The organism is Rhizobium sp. 1399 (genome assembly GCF_031455475.1).
Taxonomy (GTDB): domain Bacteria; phylum Pseudomonadota; class Alphaproteobacteria; order Rhizobiales; family Rhizobiaceae; genus Rhizobium.
Genome location: NZ_JAVDSU010000001.1, coordinates 319,293 through 335,937, shown reverse-complemented (window position 1 = coordinate 335,937; position 16,645 = coordinate 319,293). Strand labels below are relative to the sequence as shown.

The window sequence follows — 16,645 nt, the reverse complement described above, 5'->3', positions numbered from 1 at the left end:
GGTGCCGCCCTTTCCATTTGGAGTTAACCGGCGGAGGCGCGCAGCCGCTCGATATCCCGCCGTGGCGGGATATTATGCACGCGGACATAATCGCGGCTGAACTGCGAAGGGCTGTCATAGCCGACGCGGAAACCGGCCTCTGCCGCACTCAGCCCCTCCGTCACCATCAGCCGTCGCGCCTCCTGCAGACGAAGCTGGGTCCGGAACTGCAGCGGACTCATCGCCATCACCGTCTTGAAATGCTCGTAGAAGGATGAGGCGCTCATGCCCGCAACCGAAGACAGATGCTCGATGGCAAAGGGCTCGCTGAAATTCTTCCGCACGAAATCTATCGCCCGGCCGATCTGGTTGAGCCTGCTTTCGCCATTGGCGATCTGCCGCAAGAGCGCGCCCTGCGGCCCGCGGATCAGCCGGTAGAGGATTTCCCGCTCGATGAGCGGCGCCAGAACCTCCGCATCCTCGGGTGTGTCGAGCAGGCGCAACAGGCGCACGGCCGCGTCGATGAGTTCAGGCGTCGTGGCACTGACGCCGGCCGCCGCACTTTCCGGCAGACGCCCCAGCACAGCCGGCAGCATTTCGGCAAGCGTGTTGCGGTCGAGCTGCAGCCGCAGGCACAAATAAGGCCGGTTGGCGCTCGCCTCGACGACGGCGCCGATCACCGGCAGGTCGACACCGACCACGAGATAATGCGCGGCATCATAGACATGCGCGATCTCGCCGATCACGGCGCGCTTGCGCCCCTGCGCCACGATGCAGAGCGAAGGCTCGTAGAGCGTATGGATCGGCTCGGTGCGGGCGGAGGATCGTATGATGCCGACCCGCGGCAGCGCCGTGTCGAAATTACCATCCGTCTCGGTATGACGATCGATCAAGTCTGCAAGTTCGGCAATCTTTTCCATGGAAGCAGCATGAACCCTACTGCTGCAAATGCCAAGCGCCTGAAGCGGCTTTTGGAAGATCGTGCAAGAAATCCGGAAAAGCTTGCTATCGGTCGCTGCCTGGCCAAGCCAATCTTATGCGCATGGATCGGCAGCATTCGGCTGCGGTCCCGATTGAAGCATGAGGAAAAGAACATGACGGGTATAAAAGGCAAGACAGTTCTCATCACTGGCGCGAGCAGTGGCATCGGCGCCGGCACCGCACGCGAACTGAGTGCTGCCGGCGCCAAGCTGATGATCGGCGCGCGCCGCACCGATCGGCTGGAAGAGCTGGCAAAGGAAATCCGCGCTGGTGGCGGCACGGTCGAGTTCCGCGCGCTCGACGTCACCAACCGGGCCGATACCGAGGTTTTCGCCAGGGCAGCGGTCGAGGCTTTCGGCGGCATCGATGTTCTGGTCAACAATGCCGGCATCATGCCGCTGTCGCTGATGTCCTCGCTCAAGGTCGAGGAATGGGACCGGATGATCGACGTCAATATCAAGGGCGTGCTCTACGGCGTTGCCGCCGTACTGCCGATCATGAATGCGCAGGAGCGCGGCCAGATCATCAACGTCTCCTCGGTCGGCGGCTTGGCGGTTGTGCCGACGGCTGCCGTTTACTGCGCCACGAAATACGCAGTGCGGGCGATTTCCGATGGTCTGCGCCAGGAAAACAAGAAGCTGCGTGTGACCTGCATCTATCCAGGCGTTGTCGAATCCGAACTCGCCGAGACGATCACCGAACCTTTTTCGGCCGAAGCCATGGTCGCCTTCCGCGAGATCGCCCTGAAGCCCGATGCCATTGCCCGGGCGATCCGTTTCGCCATCGAGCAGCCCGAGGATGTCGATGTCAACGACATCACCGTCCGCCCGACGGCAAGCGTGGGACTGTGACCATGCGGATACGCGGGGCTCTCGCCGGGGCGGTGCTTTCGCTTGCCGCCTCATCCGCTCTTTCAGAGGAAACGAAAATGCAGAACCGTCCCTATCTCGGCCCCTATCTCGGAATGTGGATTACCGGTGACGGCCACATCCAGCAGGAACTGCTGTCCAACGGCCGTTATGACGAGGCGAGGGGTACGCGAAAGAGTGCCTACCAGGGCCGCTATGAAGTGACCGGCGATCATATCGAATATTGGGACGATACCGGTTTTACCGCCGATGGTGATTTCATCGACGGCGTACTGCATCACGGCGGAATGATCTTCTACCGTGATGGAAAAAAGCCTGAGTGAGAAAAGCCCGTCGGCCTGCCGCCTTAACCGGCCACGCCGACGGCAACACCACGTCCGAGCGCGTTGAACACAGTCGAGACGATGCCGGCACGGTCGAGACCGGCATGGGCGATCATCGCTTCCGGCTTAGCCTGTTCCATCCAGATATCGGGCATAACCAGCGAGCGCACCTTCAGACCACGGTCGAGAAGGCCATCCATCGCCATGAACTGCATGACGTGGCTGCCGAAGCCGCCGACGGAGCCTTCTTCCACCGTGATGAGGATTTCGTGGTGGCGCGCAAGCTGGCGGATCAGCGCGTGGTCGAGCGGCTTTGCAAAGCGCGCATCGGCAACCGTCGTCGAAAGGCCAGCGGCATCTAGGTCTTCGGCCGCCAGCAGACAGTCGGCAAGCCGCGTCCCGAAGGAAAGAAGCGCAACCTTCGTGCCTTCCTTGACGATGCGGCCCTTGCCGATCTCAAGGATCTGGCCGCGCTCCGGCATGTCGACGCCGACACCTTCGCCACGCGGATAGCGGAACGAGATCGGGCCAGCATCATATGCGACGGCCGTGCGCACCATATGCTTGAGCTCCGCCTCGTCCGCGGCCGCCATGACGACGAAGCCGGGCAGGGTGGCAAGGAAGGCCGTATCGAAGGAACCGGCATGTGTCGGACCATCGGCACCGACGAAACCGGCGCGGTCGATGGGGAAGCGCACGGGCAGGCCCTGGATCGCCACGTCATGCACGACCTGGTCGTAGGCGCGCTGCAGGAAAGTGGAATAGAGCGCCGCGAAAGGCTTGAAACCTTCGGCGGCAAGGCCGGCGGCGAAGGTCACGGCATGCTGTTCGGCAATGCCGACATCGAAACAGCGTGACGGGAAAATCTCGGCGAACTTGTCGAGGCCGGTGCCGGTCGGCATGGCGGCAGTGATGCCGACGACACGGTCGTCGAGTGTTGCTTCCTGGACCAGCGTCTCAGCGAAGACATTGGTATAGCTCGGTGCATTCGGCTTCACCTTCGCCTGCGTGCCGGTGATGACATCGAACTTGTTGACGCCATGATACTTGTCGGCTGCAGCTTCCGCCGGCGCATAGCCCTTGCCCTTCTGGGTCACGACATGGATCAGCACCGGGCCGTTGGCATTGTCGCGCACATTGCGCAGCACGGGCAGAAGGTGGTCGAAGGAGTGACCGTCGATCGGGCCGATATGGTAGAAGCCCATCTCTTCGAACATCGTCCCGCCAGTCACGTAGCCGCGGGCATGCTCGACGGCGCGGGTGATCGCCCGGTCGATGTTCTTGCCGAGATAGGCCGTCAGTTTCTTGCCGAAGTCGCGGAAGCCCATATAGGTGCGGCCGGAGGCAAGGCGGGCGAGATAGGCGCTCATCGCCCCGGTCGGCGGGGCGATCGACATGTCGTTGTCGTTGAGAATGACGATCAGGCGGGCATCGAGCGCGCCGGCATTGTTCAGCGCCTCATAGGCCATGCCGGCTGACAGTGCCCCATCGCCGATGACGGCGATGACGCGGCGGTCCGTCTTGTCGATATCGGCAGCAACAGCCATGCCGAGGCCGGCGGAAATCGAGGTTGAGGAGTGCGCAGCACCAAAGGGGTCGTATTCGCTTTCGGCCCGGCGCGTGAAGCCCGAGAGACCGTTTTCCTGGCGCAGCGTGCGAATGCGGTCGCGGCGCCCGGTCAGGATCTTGTGCGGATAACATTGATGGCCGACATCGAAGATCAGCCGGTCGTCAGGCGTGTTGAAGACGTTGTGGATGGCGATCGTCAGCTCCACCACGCCGAGACCTGCGCCGAGATGCCCTCCGGTGCGGGAGACGGCGTCGATCATTTCGTCCCTGACTTCGCGTGCAAGCTGCGGCAGATCGCGATCCTCGAGCTTGCGCAGGTCGGCAGGATAGGTGACCTGATCGAGCAGCGGGGTCTTCGGGGATTGTGTCACGGGCGGGCGCTCTTCTTTAACTGATCGGCTTTGCTTTATTCGATTGAATTGCGGCAAAACAACTACATTTGCATAGCCGCAAGTTTTTCACCTTAGAGCACTTCAGCCCTCCGGCAAAGGCACGAATTCTTCTTCATCGCCGGGAACGATATCGAAGCGGCCGGTGCGCCATTCCTCCTTGGCCTTCTCGATCCGCTCCTTCGAGGAGGACACGAAATTCCACCATATGTAGCGTTTGGAATTCAGCGCGGCACCGCCGAACAGCATCAGATGACAGCCCTCAGTGCCGGCTTCGAGCGCGATCGCATCGCCGGGCCGGAAGACGAGAAGCTGGTCTGCCGCAAACCTGTCGCCGGCAATGACGACCTCGCCTGACAGCACATAGACGGCGCGTTCCTCGTGAGCCGCGCCGAAGGGAAATTTCGCGCCCGGCTGTAAGTCGAGATCGACATAAAGCGTATCTGTGAACACCTTCACCGGCGAGGCGAGACCCTCGAACGAGCCGATGACGACGCGTCCACGCACGCCGTTGGTCTCGATCAGAGGCATCTCTCCCTTTTCGGTATGGGCGAAGGAGGGGTCGATTTCCTCCTTGTCGTCAGGCAATGCCAGCCACGTTTGCAGTCCGGACATCAGAAGCGGATGGCCGCGCAGATTGTCCGGCGTGCGCTCCGAATGCACGATGCCGCGTCCGGCCGTCATCAGGTTGATATCGCCGGGGCGGATGACCTTTTCCGTTCCGAGACTGTCGAGATGACGGATCTCGCCATCGAAGAGATAGGTGACCGTCGAAAGCCCGATATGCGGATGCGGCTTCACATCCAGCGCCTCGTCCGGCTTTAGGATCGCCGGTCCCATGCGGTCGAAGAAGATGAACGGTCCGACAAGCCGGCGCTGGCGCGTTGGCAGGGCGCGGCGCACCTGGAAGCCGCCGATATCGCTGGTGCGCGGAATGATCAGATTCTCGATCGCATCACAGGCGAAAGCATCACCGGGCAGGGGATCTTTACCGGGGAAGAAGGACATGGCGCACTCCAATCACAAAGGCTTCCGCCACAGATAGCGCCTGCGGGTCCGGCGCGAAAGGGCCAGTTTGCGAGATCGTCGGGAAGCCGTCAGATTGCCGTAAAACCATTGTCGACGAAAAGATGGGCGCCATTGACGAACACCGATTCATCGCTGGCAAGATAGAGTGCGGCGCGAGCGACATCCTCGGGCTCGCCGATCCGGCCCTGCTGTGCGGCAATTGCTGCATCCGAAACATCGACGCCGTGCGCCTGCAATTCCTTCACTTCGCGCAGGCCATGCGGCGTGCGGATGAAGCCGGGGCAGACGGCATTGCAGCGGATGTTGCGGTCACGGAATTCGACGGCGATGGCGCGCGCAAACATATGCACCGCGCCCTTGGTCGTGTCGTAGAGCACTTCCATCGGCGTCGCCGCGACCGCCGAGATTGACGAGGTGCAGACGATCGATCCGCCGCCGGCTTCGATCATCTTGGGCAGCACCGCCTTCGTCATCAGAAACATGGAGCGGACGTTGACCGCATGCAGCCAATCCCATTCCTGCAGCGTGGTCTCCAGGAACGGCTTGATGACGATCGTACCCGCGTGATTGAAAAGGACAGTGACCGGTCCACAGCGCTCCTCGACGCCGGCCACCGCGGCATTGACGGCTGCTTCCTCCGAAACATCGGCCGTCCAGTAATCGGCCTCGCCGCCGGCGGCGCGGATCTCGGTGACGGTTTCCGCCGCAGCCTCGCCATTACGGTCGATGATGGCGACACGCGCACCCTCGGCCGCAAAGAGCTTCGAGGCCGCGCCGCCCATGCCGGTCGCGCCGCCCGATATGATAGCGACCTTGCCCTTCAATCTGTCCGTCATCAGTCAGTCCCCTTCTTGCTTTGAAAGGGGATCATAGATCGGTCGGAAGCTGGTCGCCAAGGGTCCTGAAAGGGAGTTTCGGTACGCCTTTAAGCGCCGTCGAGCGGCTCGACGCCCTGCGGCTTGCCGGCGCGGTCGAGACGGATCTTCTCGATACGGTTTTCGGCGGCCGAAAGCAGCGTTTCGCAATGCTTCTTCAGCGCTTCGCCGCGCTCGTAAATCTCGATGGATTCATCCAGCGCCACGTCACCGCGTTCCAGCCGGGCAACGATGCTTTCGAGTTCGGCAACCGCCTTTTCGAAGGAAAGACCGGAAACCTCCGGCTTGGCGCTGTCAGTCATTCTCAACCCTTCATCATTCTGAGGATATGCATGCCCGCCGACTCGGCGAGTCCCTCCAGATCATACCCGCCTTCCAGCAGGCTGACGACCCGGTTATTGGCGCTGCGGTCGGCAACCTCAAGAAGACGTCCCGTCGCCCAGTCGAAATCCTCGCCGGTCAGGTTGATCTGCGCCAGCGGATCGCGGTGATGGGCGTCAAATCCGGCAGAGATAATGATGATATCAGGCCGGAAATCGTTGAGTGCCGGCAGCACGCGCGATTTGAACGCCTCGCGGAAATGATCGCTGCCGACATTGGGCGAAAGCGGCGCATTGACGATCGTGCCGTGCGCGCCGTTTTCATCCTTGGCCCCAGTGCCGGGATAAAGCGGCATCTGATGGGTGGAACAGAAAAGCACGGAGGGATCGTCCCAGAAAATATCCTGCGTGCCATTGCCGTGGTGGACGTCCCAATCGACGATGGCGACGCGTTCGGCGCCGTGAGCCTTCTGCGCATGGCGGGCAGCGATAGCCGCATTGTTGAAGAAGCAGAAGCCCATCGCCGTCATCTTTTCAGCATGGTGACCCGGCGGGCGCGCCGCGACGAACACATTGTCGGCCTTGCCGCGGAACACGTCGTCGACGGCGGCCATCGCCCCGCCGATGCCGGTCAGTGCCGCCTGCAGGCTCTTCTGGCTGGCATAGGTATCGGCTTCGAGCTGGTTGATTTTGTCTTCCTCTTCTGGGATCTGCCGCATGACAGCGATCAGATGTTCTTCCGGATGGGCAAGCAGCACGGCGTCTTCATTCGCCTGCGGCGCTTCCTTTCGGTCCAGCCGCTCGAAATTCGGATGCTCCAGCGCGACATTGAGCGCGCGGATGCGGTCGGAGCGCTCGGGATGGCCTGACGGCGTCACGTGCTCGAGAAAGATGGGATGTTCGTAAAGACGGGTGCTCATGCTGGCACTCTATCGATCGCAAATGTCATGATCCACAGCAGATGGAGCGCAGCGTGTCGATTTCAACACGCTGCATCGTCGCGGTTAACGCTCCGCATCCTCCGTTTACGCTATTTTAATTGTTTCGTTTACATCGACGGACCCCATGCTAGGGTCCTAGTGATAACCTGCAAGGCAGACCTGTAAATGAGTAAGACGAACCGCCCGGACGTGGTGGAATTGCGCATACCGTTTCGTGACGTGGATATGAACGGCCAGATGTTTCTGGCCTCCTATATTTCCTATGCCGAATCCGTACTTGCGGGTTTCTGGTCATTGAGACCTGATATGGAGGACGAGCCTGTCTATACTCCCGCCAAGGTGTCCTGCATCCTTCACCGGCCATTGCACTATCACGAAGCAGTGACCTTCACCGCTGCCGTCGACAAGATCGGTGTGCGCTCCATCGGCTTTCTCATCGCCGCCGAGATTGACGATGAGCGTGCCGCCGAGGTCGAAATCACCTGGCAGGCGCGCAGCCGCGACGACGGCTCGCCTGTAGCGCTTCCCGAAGAGACGCGCGACTGGCTCTATGGCTTCCTGGATTAAGCGCGAATCCGCAAGAGTGGATAGCCGGCCATGACGGCCCGACCGACGAGCGCTGCGACGAAGGCCTTTATGACGTCACCTGGGATGAATGCCATGCTGCCCACAAAGGCCTGCTTCAGGCCGATATTTGCTGCAAGGGCCAGATAGGCGATCCCGAAGGCGTAAAGCACGACGATGCCGCCGATCATGGCGGCAAGGAAGAAGCTTACCGTCTGGACGAGGCCGGACTGATTGTCGTGCACCAGCCGTTCACTGAGGAAGCCCGTAACAAAAGCGGCAAAAACCCAACCGAACAGGAAGCCTGACGTCGGAGCCACGAAAGCGGCAAACCCGCCGCGGCCACCCGAAAGCACAGGCAGGCCGATGGCTACGAGCACCAGCACGATCAGCACGGCAATCGTGGCGCGTCTTGCGCCCAGCACGACGCCTGCCATCATGACGCCGAGCGATTGCGCGGTGATCGGCACTGGGATGAAGCCCAGATAGATAGGCGGCAGCAGGCCGAGAGCCACGATAATCGCGGCGAAAAGAGCGGCAAGAACGAGGTCGCGCGTGCTCATCGTGATCTCCAATTCATAAATCGTTAACTGACATGTCGCCGAATGCCGCGCGCGTCAATCGCCGCGGCAATGTTATCCGCATCCCTGAGCGTTAAAATGATGAGCGGGGTAAGGATCGTCACCGGTCGTACCTTCAGTCCGCGCGCCGCATGTGCTTCGCTGATCGCATGGTAGCGGGCGATGATTTCGGGCACGAAGCGCAATACGAGACCGACCGCCAGCCCGATATCGTCGGCCTTCACCCAGCCGGTCCGTTCCAGCGGCCGTGCAAGCACCGTTATCTCATCCATGAATTGCGTGATCGTCGTCGTCGCAGTCACGGCAGCAGCAAACAGCATCAGTGCCGTCAGCCGAAGCAGCGTCGCAAGCGCCACCTGCCACGGACTGACGACGAGGGTGAAGAGTGCCACGATCACGATCGTCAGCACGATCGGCCGCACCCGGACGGCCGATTCCGTCAGCGACAAGCCGATGCTGCGATAGATCAGCGCCGTCAGCAGTGTGACAATGGCAAGCAGCGGAAGATTGTCGCCGAGGAACAACACGACGCCGAGCAGGAAGAGGGAAAAGATCTTTGCCCGCGGCGAAAGCCGGTGCAGCGCGCTGTTGCCTTCGACATAAAGCGACTGCATCAGACGGCAAGCTCCCTGTAGCGGGCAATCGCTTCGGCTGCCGGCGCATCGGCCTCCAGTCTGCCTTCGTGGAACAGCAGCACCCGCTCAAAGCCTGATATCAACTCGAGATCATGGGTGATGACGACGACATTTTCTTCGAGCCCATCGATGGTCTTCTGCACCAGCGCGCGGTTGCGCAGGTCAAGCTGATTGGTCGGCTCGTCGAGGATCAGAATATTGGGACCGGTCGCCAGCACCGAGCAGAGCGCCGCGATCTGCAGCTCGCCGCCGGAAAGCTCATGCGCACGGCGGGTGGCCAGTTCCTCGGCGTTGAAGCGGGCAAGTACCATCTCGACCTTTCGATCGATCTCAGCCTTGCTAAAGCCGCGGCCCTTCAGTCCGAATGCGATGTCGTCCTTTACGATCGGCAGGATGATCTGGTTCTGCGGCGACTGGAAGATGAAGCCAACATCGGCAAGCGCCGTCTTCTTCTCAAGTGTATCGCGCCCGTTGACCGTGACTTTGCCCGTGGTGGGTTTCATGAGCCCGTTGATCATCCGCGCGAAGGTCGTCTTGCCCGAACCGTTGAGCCCGATGACGCCGAGACGGTTTTCGGTGAGAGACAGTGTCAGCGGCTCGACCGCGATCCTTGCTCCGAAACTGGCGCCCGCGCTCTCGAAACGAATATCCAACTCTGGTCCCCTTGTTTGAACTCCTGCTTCTATAAGGCGGTGACGACGCGATAAAGGATCAAAATCAAATCGGCACGAAATGGTATCGGGTAGCTAGGAAGATTTTCCGCGCTATGATGGCGGTATGACGAATCTGCTCTCCAATTCCGATGCCCGCCGTGTCTTTCTCGCCAAGCAGGGGCTGAGCGCGCCTCCGAACCGTGCATTGACCAAGGCCGGCCTGCTGGACCTCATTCACGACCTCGGCTTTGTGCAGGTGGATAGCATTCAGACGGTGGAACGCGCCCATCATCAGATCCTCTTTTCCCGCAACCAGACGTACCGGCGCGAACACCTGACCGCGCTCCTGGAGAAGGATGGTGCGCTCTTCGAGCACTGGACGCATGATGCCTCCATCCTGCCGAGCGCCTTCTTCAAATACTGGAAACACAAATTCCGCGACGAGGAACTGGCGCTCGTCGAGCGCTGGCGTAGATGGCGCGGCGAGGGCTTCGAAGCTTCCTTCGAGGAGACCTATGATCGGGTGGTCAAGGACGGGGCGATCCTGGCGCGCGACATGAAGGCGGACGGCCACGTCTCCGGCGGCTGGTGGAACTGGCACCCCAACAAGACGGCGCTCGAATATTTCTGGCGCACCGGCAAATTCGCCATCGCCGGCCGCTCCAACTTCCAGAAGATCTATGATCTCGTCGAGCGGGTCATTCCCGCCGAATTCCATAAGCCTGAGGTCAGCCGTGGAGATTTCGTGGACTGGGCCTGCCGCAGCGCGCTTACCCGTCTGGGCTTTGCCACACACGGCGAAATCGCCGCCTTCTGGGATCTGCTCTCGCCGGATGAGGCGAAGGCGTGGGTGACGGAGCACCGGGATGAGCTGATTGAAGTACTGATCGAGCCGGCGCTTGGCGGCAAGCCACGCTCCTCATGGGCCTTCGCGGATTTCCTTGACACACTCGATAGCTATCCGGAAGCGCCGCAACGAATCCGGGTGCTTAGCCCGTTTGATCCGATGATCCGGGACAGAAACCGGACAGAGCGTCTTTTCGGCTTCTTCTACCGTATCGAAATCTTCGTGCCGGAGCCGAAGCGCGAATATGGCTATTACGTTTTCCCGCTCCTGGAGGGCGACAGGCTCATCGGCCGCATCGATATGAAGGCGGACAGGAAGAAGGGTACGCTGGATGTCAAGCGCCTATGGCTTGAGCCGCGCGTGAAGGCATCCGCAGGGCGGCTCGAAAAGCTGGAAGCCGAGTTGGATCGCTTAGCGCGCTTCGCCGGCGTGGAGAACGTCGTCTATCTGGACGGCTGGAAAGGGTAATCCCTTCTCCCTAACCGGAGAAGGGATAGCTAGTCAGCAGATCTCCGTCGTCGAAATCTTGATCCCGAAGCCTTCCAGGCCGACATAATGGCGTTCGCGGCTTGTCAAAAGCTTGATTGAGCTGATGCCGAGATCCTTGAGGATCTGCGCACCGAGGCCGATTTCCAGCCATTCGCTGTCGCGCGTCTGTGCTTCGGTATGCGCCTCACGGCCTTGATTGCGTGCCTTGCGGCCATTGTCGTAATGGCCGACTCCGACGGAGCCTTCACGCAGGTAGACGATGATGCCGCGGCCCTCTTCGGCGATCTTCTGCATATAGAAGTCGACCGGCTTGCGCTTGCCGAACAGGTCGTCCGCTACGTTTTCCGGATGTAGGCGCACCGGAATATCCACACCGTCCCTGATATCGCCGAAGACGACGGCGAGATGCTGCATCGGATCCCACGGCAGGGAGTAGGTATGCGCCCTGGCCTTGCCGAACGGTGTCTCGATATCGAAGCTCGAGCCGAGCTCAATCAGCGTTTCCTTGCGCTGGCGATAAGCGATGAGGTCGGCAACCGACAGAAGCTTCAGCCCGTGCTGTTCGGCGAAATCCACGACCTGTGGGCCGCGCGTCACCGTGCCGTCGTCATTGACGAGTTCGGAGATGACGCCGATCGGCGGCAGGCCGGCCAGCTTGCAGAGATCGACGGCAGCTTCCGTATGGCCGGAACGCATCAGCACACCGCCTTCGCGGGAGACCAGCGGAAAGATGTGGCCGGGACGGACGAAATCAGACGCGCCCACATTCGGGTTGGCAAGGTTGCGTACCGTCAGCGTGCGGTCGTCGGCGGAAATGCCCGTCGTCGTACCGTGCTTGAAGTCGACGGAAACGGTGAAGGCCGTCGTATGGGCGGAATCGTTTTCCGCCACCATGGCATTGAGGTTCAGCCGCTTGGCCTCTTCCTTCGGCATGGGCGCGCAGACGATGCCTGACGTGTGGCGCACGATGAAGGCCATCTTTTCGGGCGTCGCATGCACGGCGGCAACGATCAGGTCACCCTCGTTTTCACGATCATTGTCGTCCATGACGACGACGATCTCGCCGGCTTCGAAAGCCCTGATAGCATCAACAACGCGCTTCTGATCATAAGGCATGGCGTAATTCCTATTTCAGCCGGCCGGTTTGGCCGCGGTCGCGAAGATAATGGTCGGCAATGGCGCAGGCGATCATCGCCTCGCCGATCGGCACGGCGCGGATGCCGACGCAGGGGTCATGACGACCCTTGGTGCGGATATCGACATTCTTGCCGTCGGCATCGATCGACTGCCGTTCGGTGAGAATGGAAGAGGTCGGCTTGACGGCGAAGCGGGCGACGACCGGCTGGCCGGTCGAAATGCCGCCGAGGATGCCGCCGGCATTGTTGGACAGGAAGATCGGCTTGCCGTCATTGCCCATGCGCATCTCGTCGGCATTGTCCTCGCCGCTCGTCTCGGCGGCGGCAAAACCGTTGCCGATCTCGACGCCCTTGACGGCGTTGATCGACATCAGCAGCGAGGTGATATCCTGGTCGAGCTTGCCGTAGATCGGGGCGCCGAGACCGGCGGGTACACCTTCGGCGATCACTTCGATGACGGCGCCGATAGAGGAGCCGGCCTTGCGGATGCCGTCGAGATACTCTTCCCAGACGGGCACGATCTCGGCATCCGGCGAGAAGAACGGGTTCTGCCCGACCTGATCCCAGTCCCAGTTGGCACGGTTGATCTTGTGCTTGCCGATCTGCACTAGCGCCCCGCGGATGGTGGCACCGGGCACGACGAGCCGGGCGATGCCGCCGGCCGCCACGCGGGCAGCAGTCTCGCGGGCAGACGAACGGCCACCGCCGCGATAGTCGCGGATGCCGTATTTGGTATCATAGGTATAGTCGGCATGGCCGGGGCGGTACTGCCGGGCGATCTCGCCATAGTCCTTGGAACGCTGGTCGGTATTCTCGATCAGCATGGAAATCGGTGTGCCGGTCGAAATCATCGTCTCGCCGTCGGCGTCCATCATCACGCCCGAGAGAACTTTCACCAGGTCGTCTTCGCGCCGCTGGGTGACGAAACGGCTCTGGCCGGGCTTACGCTTGTCGAGCCACACCTGCAGGTCCTCGAGCTTGAAGCGCAGCCCCGGAGGGCAGCCGTCGACGACGGCGCCGAGCGCCGGCCCATGGCTTTCGCCCCAGGTAGTTACACGGAAGAGATGACCGAATGTATTGTGCGACATGTGTTCCCGCCGGATGCGCGGAACCAGTCGTCACCGGCCGCGCCATTACTCGAAAAGGCGCGACACTCATAGGCCAAAAAACCGTTCAGGCAAAAGCCTTTCTTTGCGCCTGATGGTGCGATCAGGGAAATGGTATTTCCCGTATTTGCGACCGATAGCCGCCGCGGCTTCAGCGCTAGGATGCCAGCAGCCAGGCCGTGCCGCGCGCCTCAATGGCGAAGTCATCGAAGGAAAGGGGACGTGCGAAGGCGTAACCCTGCAGGAGATCGCAGCCGAGATCGCGCAGCAGTTCGGCATGTGCCAGCGTCTCGACACCCTCCGCCACGGTCTCCACACCGAGCGAACGGGCGATTTCGATGATGGAACTGACGAGCGCGCGCTCCTGTGAAGAGGCGACGATCGGCTGGACGAGTTGCCGGTCGATCTTCAGCCGCTTCGGCTTGAGCTTCAGCAGCGAGACGATCGAGGTGTGGCCGGTGCCGAAATCGTCGATCTCGATATCGATGCCGAGTGCCTTGATCCGTTCGAGGTTTTGCGAAACCACGTCCTCGCTTTCGTCGAGAAAGATGGATTCCACCAGTTCGAAGGAAATTTCGCCAGGGCGGATCTGCAGGTCACCAAGCGATTCCAAAAGGCTGCCATCATGCAGGCGCCGCGCCGAAACGTTGACGGAGACTTTCGGTATATAGATGCCCTGCGCAGCCCAGCGCATCTTGTCACGCAGCGCGGTTTCCAGGACGATGCGGTCGAGCGTCTGCACGACGTTGATCTCATCGGCAATGCGCAGGAATTTGTCCGGGGTGAGCAAGCCCTTGGAGGGATGGCGCCAGCGCACCAGCGCCTCGACGCCCGTCAGCTTCATCGTCCGCGCACAGAATTGCGGCTGGTACCAGGCCGTGAACTCGCCATTGTCGATGCCGGCAAGGATTTCATCGGCCGTGCGTTTATTGTTGATGATGTCGGCCTGCAGATTGTGGTTGAAGAATTCGAAGCGGTTGCGGCCGAGGCTCTTGGCCCGATAGAGCGCGATGTCGGCATTGATCAACACTTTGCGGGCATCGACATGAATGCCGTTCGCCAGTGCAATGCCGATCGACACGCCGCAACGGCAGGGAAACCCCTGGAAATCGACGGGCTGGCGCATTTCCTCGATGACGCGGCCTGCAAGCTCCGCCATCTCCTTGTCGCCCACGTCGAAGGAGAGAATGACGAACTCGTCGCCGCCGATACGCGCAACGACATCGCTGTCACGCAGATTTCTGGAAAGCACGCGTGAAGCATGCACCAGCATCGCATCGCCGGCTGCATGTCCCAGCGTGTCGTTGATTTCCTTGAAGCGGTCGAGGTCGATATGCAGGATCGCAAATTTCTGCCGGTCGCTATGGCCGGCATCCGTCAGGTTTTCCAGCGCGATATCGAGCTTGCGACGGTTGGCAAGCGAGGTCAGCGGGTCGTGCAGGGAATTGTGCTCGATCCTGTTCTTTGCGAGTTCCAGCTCGATGTTCTTGGTGATTGCCTCATCCTTCGCGGCCTTGAGGCGCAGCGTCATCAATGCATCCTCGGTCGAATCGAAGGCGATGCCGATGATCTTCATCTCGCCGGTCGGCGTGCGGTGCACCTTGCCGACGGAACGCACGTAGCGCACGCCGCCATTTTCGTCCGGCACGCGGCAGACGAGCGTATGCGTGTCTCCGAGCTGCCTGAAATGCCGAGCGCTTTCAAGCGCCAGCCCGCGGTCATCGGGGTGCATGCAGGAAAGCCAGGCGTCCTCGGTCACGAAGGCATTGCTCTGCTTCAATCCGTAGAGCTCGTGCATGCGCTCGTCCCAGATCGAGCCGCTCTTGCCAAGAATTGCCTCCCAGATGCCGCATTGATATGAATCGAGGGCCAGATCGAGCTTGCCGGAGAGTTCGGAAAGCTCCGCCTCGCGGCTTGAAAGTTCTTCAAGCGCGAGTTCCAGCTCCGCATTCTTGAGCTCGCTCGTTTCCTTGGCAAGGCGAAGCGTGTTGGTGACTTCCGCATCGGCTGTCACGTCCCAGACGATGCCGATCGTCTTTCCTGTGCCGCCGGCATCCGTATAGAAGGCGCCGATGGAACGCAGATGGCGGATGCGGCCATCTTCCCGCATCACCCTGTATTGCGCGGTGCAGGCTTCTCCAGCGATGCTGCAACCGAAGAAATGAACCTCGGCGATTTCGCGGTCTTCCGGCACGATCGTCGAAAGCCACACTTCCAGTGGCCGGCTGCCTTCGATCGCCTTGAGGCCGTGAAGGGTGGATGCGCGTGCATCCCAGGCAAGGTTGGTGGCATTTTCCTGCAACTCCCATATGCCGATCCGGGAGGATTCCAGCGCCAGGTTGAGGCGCTGCGACAGTTCCATAAGTTTGGCTTCCCGGGCCTCGAGCTGCGTGATGTTACGGTTGCGTTCGCCGAGCAGCAACGTGGCAAAGAAGATCGGGATGATGATCACACAGCCTGCGGCGACGATGATCAATCGCAGTTCACGCTGATTATTGGGAACTGCATGCCAGCCGGAGTTCGGCACCGCCGCCAGTTCCCATCGCCCGCCGGCGAAGTTGATTTTGCGGCGGAGCGGCTCCTTCTCATAGATATTGGAAGGGCCGAAGAAGGGCGCCGCCGTTTCGTCCGGGATGCCGATATCGCGCACCGCGATCGACAGATGGTCGAGATGCGGATAGCGCTCCTGGTTTTCGCTGTTGCGCGCGGGCTTCAGGCCGGTCGCCTCGTAGAACATGTTCTGGTCGATGACTACCTCGACCGCGCCCCAGATGCGGCGCTGGCCATTCTGCTTGACGAAAACCGGGAAGAAGATTGCGAAGGCGTTTTCTGCATCCGCCGTCTTGAAGGGACCGTAGAAGCGCGCCGACTGGTCGCCGGTATTGCGGCTGATCGACATGCGCTCCATAAGCCGCTCGCGCACATCCTTGCCAATCCTGTCTCTACCGGATTGCGCCGGATAGACCGACTTGACGATGAAATCGGGCGCGACCGCAATATGGATGAAATGTGGGTTCTGGATCAGCAGCCAGTTGATCTGCCGCTCCATCTCCACCTCGTTCGCCTGCGTGCCGAGCGAGATCAGGTTGGAAAGGTCGCGGACAGCGGTAATATCCATATTGATCTGCGCCATCATGCGGGCACGGATCAGGTTGGTCTCGTTTTCAGTACGGATTTGCAGCTCGCGCAGATGGGCGGCAGTATTTGCTCTGTCGAGTGCAAAGCCGACGGCAATTACGACAATGGCCACGAGGGCTGAAACCAGCAGCGAGACACGCGTATTCTTCAGAACACGCCGCAGCTGGTTGCCGTTGCTCAGCCGGAATTGCAAATCACATACCCCTACATTCGGGCCGACT

16 protein-coding genes are annotated in these 16,645 nt (G+C 60.9%); 4 read left to right on the top strand and 12 right to left on the bottom strand.

The window, feature by feature from the left end; translation table 11 throughout:
• Window positions 1-23 precede the first annotated feature (23 nt).
• Window positions 24-899, bottom strand: coding sequence for an AraC family transcriptional regulator (locus tag J2X71_RS01880; RefSeq protein ID WP_310378449.1), 876 nt, complete (start codon window positions 897-899; stop codon window positions 24-26).
• Window positions 900-1,073: 174 nt separating this feature from the next.
• On the opposite strand from J2X71_RS01880, the gene J2X71_RS01875 reads away from it, so the two are divergent.
• Together J2X71_RS01875 and J2X71_RS01870 are read left to right on the top strand one after the other, a co-directional pair.
• Entirely contained in the window at window positions 1,074-1,811 is a 738-nt protein-coding gene (locus J2X71_RS01875) for an SDR family oxidoreductase (protein WP_310378447.1), read from the top strand.
• A 77-nt stretch (window positions 1,812-1,888) separates the two neighbouring features.
• Window positions 1,889-2,152, top strand: a complete 264-nt coding sequence (locus tag J2X71_RS01870) for an Atu4866 domain-containing protein (RefSeq protein ID WP_405049676.1) — start codon at window positions 1,889-1,891, stop codon at window positions 2,150-2,152.
• Window positions 2,153-2,175: 23 nt separating this feature from the next.
• On the opposite strand, the gene dxs is transcribed toward J2X71_RS01870, so the two are convergent.
• From dxs to J2X71_RS01845, 5 genes are all read right to left on the bottom strand, one after another.
• Window positions 2,176-4,092 carry a 1-deoxy-D-xylulose-5-phosphate synthase gene (gene dxs / locus J2X71_RS01865; RefSeq protein ID WP_310378443.1) on the bottom strand — a complete coding sequence of 639 codons (1,917 nt, stop codon included), beginning with the start codon at window positions 4,090-4,092 and terminating at the stop codon, window positions 2,176-2,178.
• Window positions 4,093-4,194: 102 nt separating this feature from the next.
• Window positions 4,195-5,118, bottom strand: a complete 924-nt coding sequence (locus tag J2X71_RS01860) for a pirin family protein (RefSeq protein ID WP_310378441.1) — start codon at window positions 5,116-5,118, stop codon at window positions 4,195-4,197.
• Window positions 5,119-5,207: 89 nt separating this feature from the next.
• Window positions 5,208-5,975 (bottom strand): SDR family oxidoreductase, encoded by a 768-nt coding sequence (locus J2X71_RS01855; protein ID WP_310378438.1) that lies wholly within the window; start codon window positions 5,973-5,975, stop codon window positions 5,208-5,210.
• Between the two features lie 89 nt (window positions 5,976-6,064).
• Window positions 6,065-6,316 carry an exodeoxyribonuclease VII small subunit gene (locus J2X71_RS01850; RefSeq protein WP_003545921.1) on the bottom strand — a complete coding sequence of 84 codons (252 nt, stop codon included), beginning with the start codon at window positions 6,314-6,316 and terminating at the stop codon, window positions 6,065-6,067.
• 2 nt (window positions 6,317-6,318) lie between these two features.
• The gene (locus J2X71_RS01845; protein WP_007817938.1) at window positions 6,319-7,254 is read right to left on the bottom strand and encodes a histone deacetylase family protein; all 936 of its coding nucleotides are present in this window, start codon (window positions 7,252-7,254) and stop codon (window positions 6,319-6,321) included.
• A 186-nt stretch (window positions 7,255-7,440) separates the two neighbouring features.
• Here J2X71_RS01845 and J2X71_RS01840 point away from each other — a divergent pair, with 186 nt between their 5' ends.
• Window positions 7,441-7,842 (top strand): acyl-CoA thioesterase, encoded by a 402-nt coding sequence (locus J2X71_RS01840; protein ID WP_310378435.1) that lies wholly within the window; start codon window positions 7,441-7,443, stop codon window positions 7,840-7,842.
• Here the strand turns inward: J2X71_RS01840 and J2X71_RS01835 are convergent.
• The 3 genes from J2X71_RS01835 to J2X71_RS01825 are packed head-to-tail and all read right to left on the bottom strand — an operon-like array spanning window position 7,839 to window position 9,708.
• The gene (locus J2X71_RS01835) at window positions 7,839-8,402 is read right to left on the bottom strand and encodes a biotin transporter BioY (protein ID WP_310378434.1); all 564 of its coding nucleotides are present in this window, start codon (window positions 8,400-8,402) and stop codon (window positions 7,839-7,841) included. The two genes, J2X71_RS01840 and J2X71_RS01835, sit on opposite strands and share 4 nt — an antisense overlap.
• Before the next feature lie 23 nt (window positions 8,403-8,425).
• Window positions 8,426-9,034 (bottom strand): CbiQ family ECF transporter T component, encoded by a 609-nt coding sequence (locus J2X71_RS01830; protein ID WP_310378432.1) that lies wholly within the window; start codon window positions 9,032-9,034, stop codon window positions 8,426-8,428.
• Entirely contained in the window at window positions 9,034-9,708 is a 675-nt protein-coding gene (locus tag J2X71_RS01825) for an ABC transporter ATP-binding protein (protein ID WP_310378430.1), read from the bottom strand. Before J2X71_RS01825 ends, J2X71_RS01830 begins: the two co-directional genes overlap by 1 nt.
• Window positions 9,709-9,832: 124 nt before the next feature.
• Between J2X71_RS01825 and J2X71_RS01820 the strand changes: the two genes are divergently transcribed.
• The gene (locus J2X71_RS01820; RefSeq protein WP_310378428.1) at window positions 9,833-11,023 is read left to right on the top strand and encodes a winged helix-turn-helix domain-containing protein; all 1,191 of its coding nucleotides are present in this window, start codon (window positions 9,833-9,835) and stop codon (window positions 11,021-11,023) included.
• A gap of 33 nt (window positions 11,024-11,056) precedes the next feature.
• Here J2X71_RS01820 and ribB read toward each other — a convergent pair whose 3' ends face one another.
• From ribB to J2X71_RS01805, 3 genes are all read right to left on the bottom strand, one after another.
• Window positions 11,057-12,160 carry a 3,4-dihydroxy-2-butanone-4-phosphate synthase gene (gene ribB, locus J2X71_RS01815; protein WP_310378426.1) on the bottom strand — a complete coding sequence of 368 codons (1,104 nt, stop codon included), beginning with the start codon at window positions 12,158-12,160 and terminating at the stop codon, window positions 11,057-11,059.
• Window positions 12,161-12,170: 10 nt separating this feature from the next.
• Window positions 12,171-13,268, bottom strand: coding sequence for a chorismate synthase (gene aroC / locus J2X71_RS01810; RefSeq protein WP_310378424.1), 1,098 nt, complete (start codon window positions 13,266-13,268; stop codon window positions 12,171-12,173).
• 175 nt (window positions 13,269-13,443) lie between these two features.
• The gene (locus tag J2X71_RS01805) at window positions 13,444-16,617 is read right to left on the bottom strand and encodes an EAL domain-containing protein (protein WP_310378422.1); all 3,174 of its coding nucleotides are present in this window, start codon (window positions 16,615-16,617) and stop codon (window positions 13,444-13,446) included.
• Window positions 16,618-16,645: the final 28 nt, after the last annotated feature.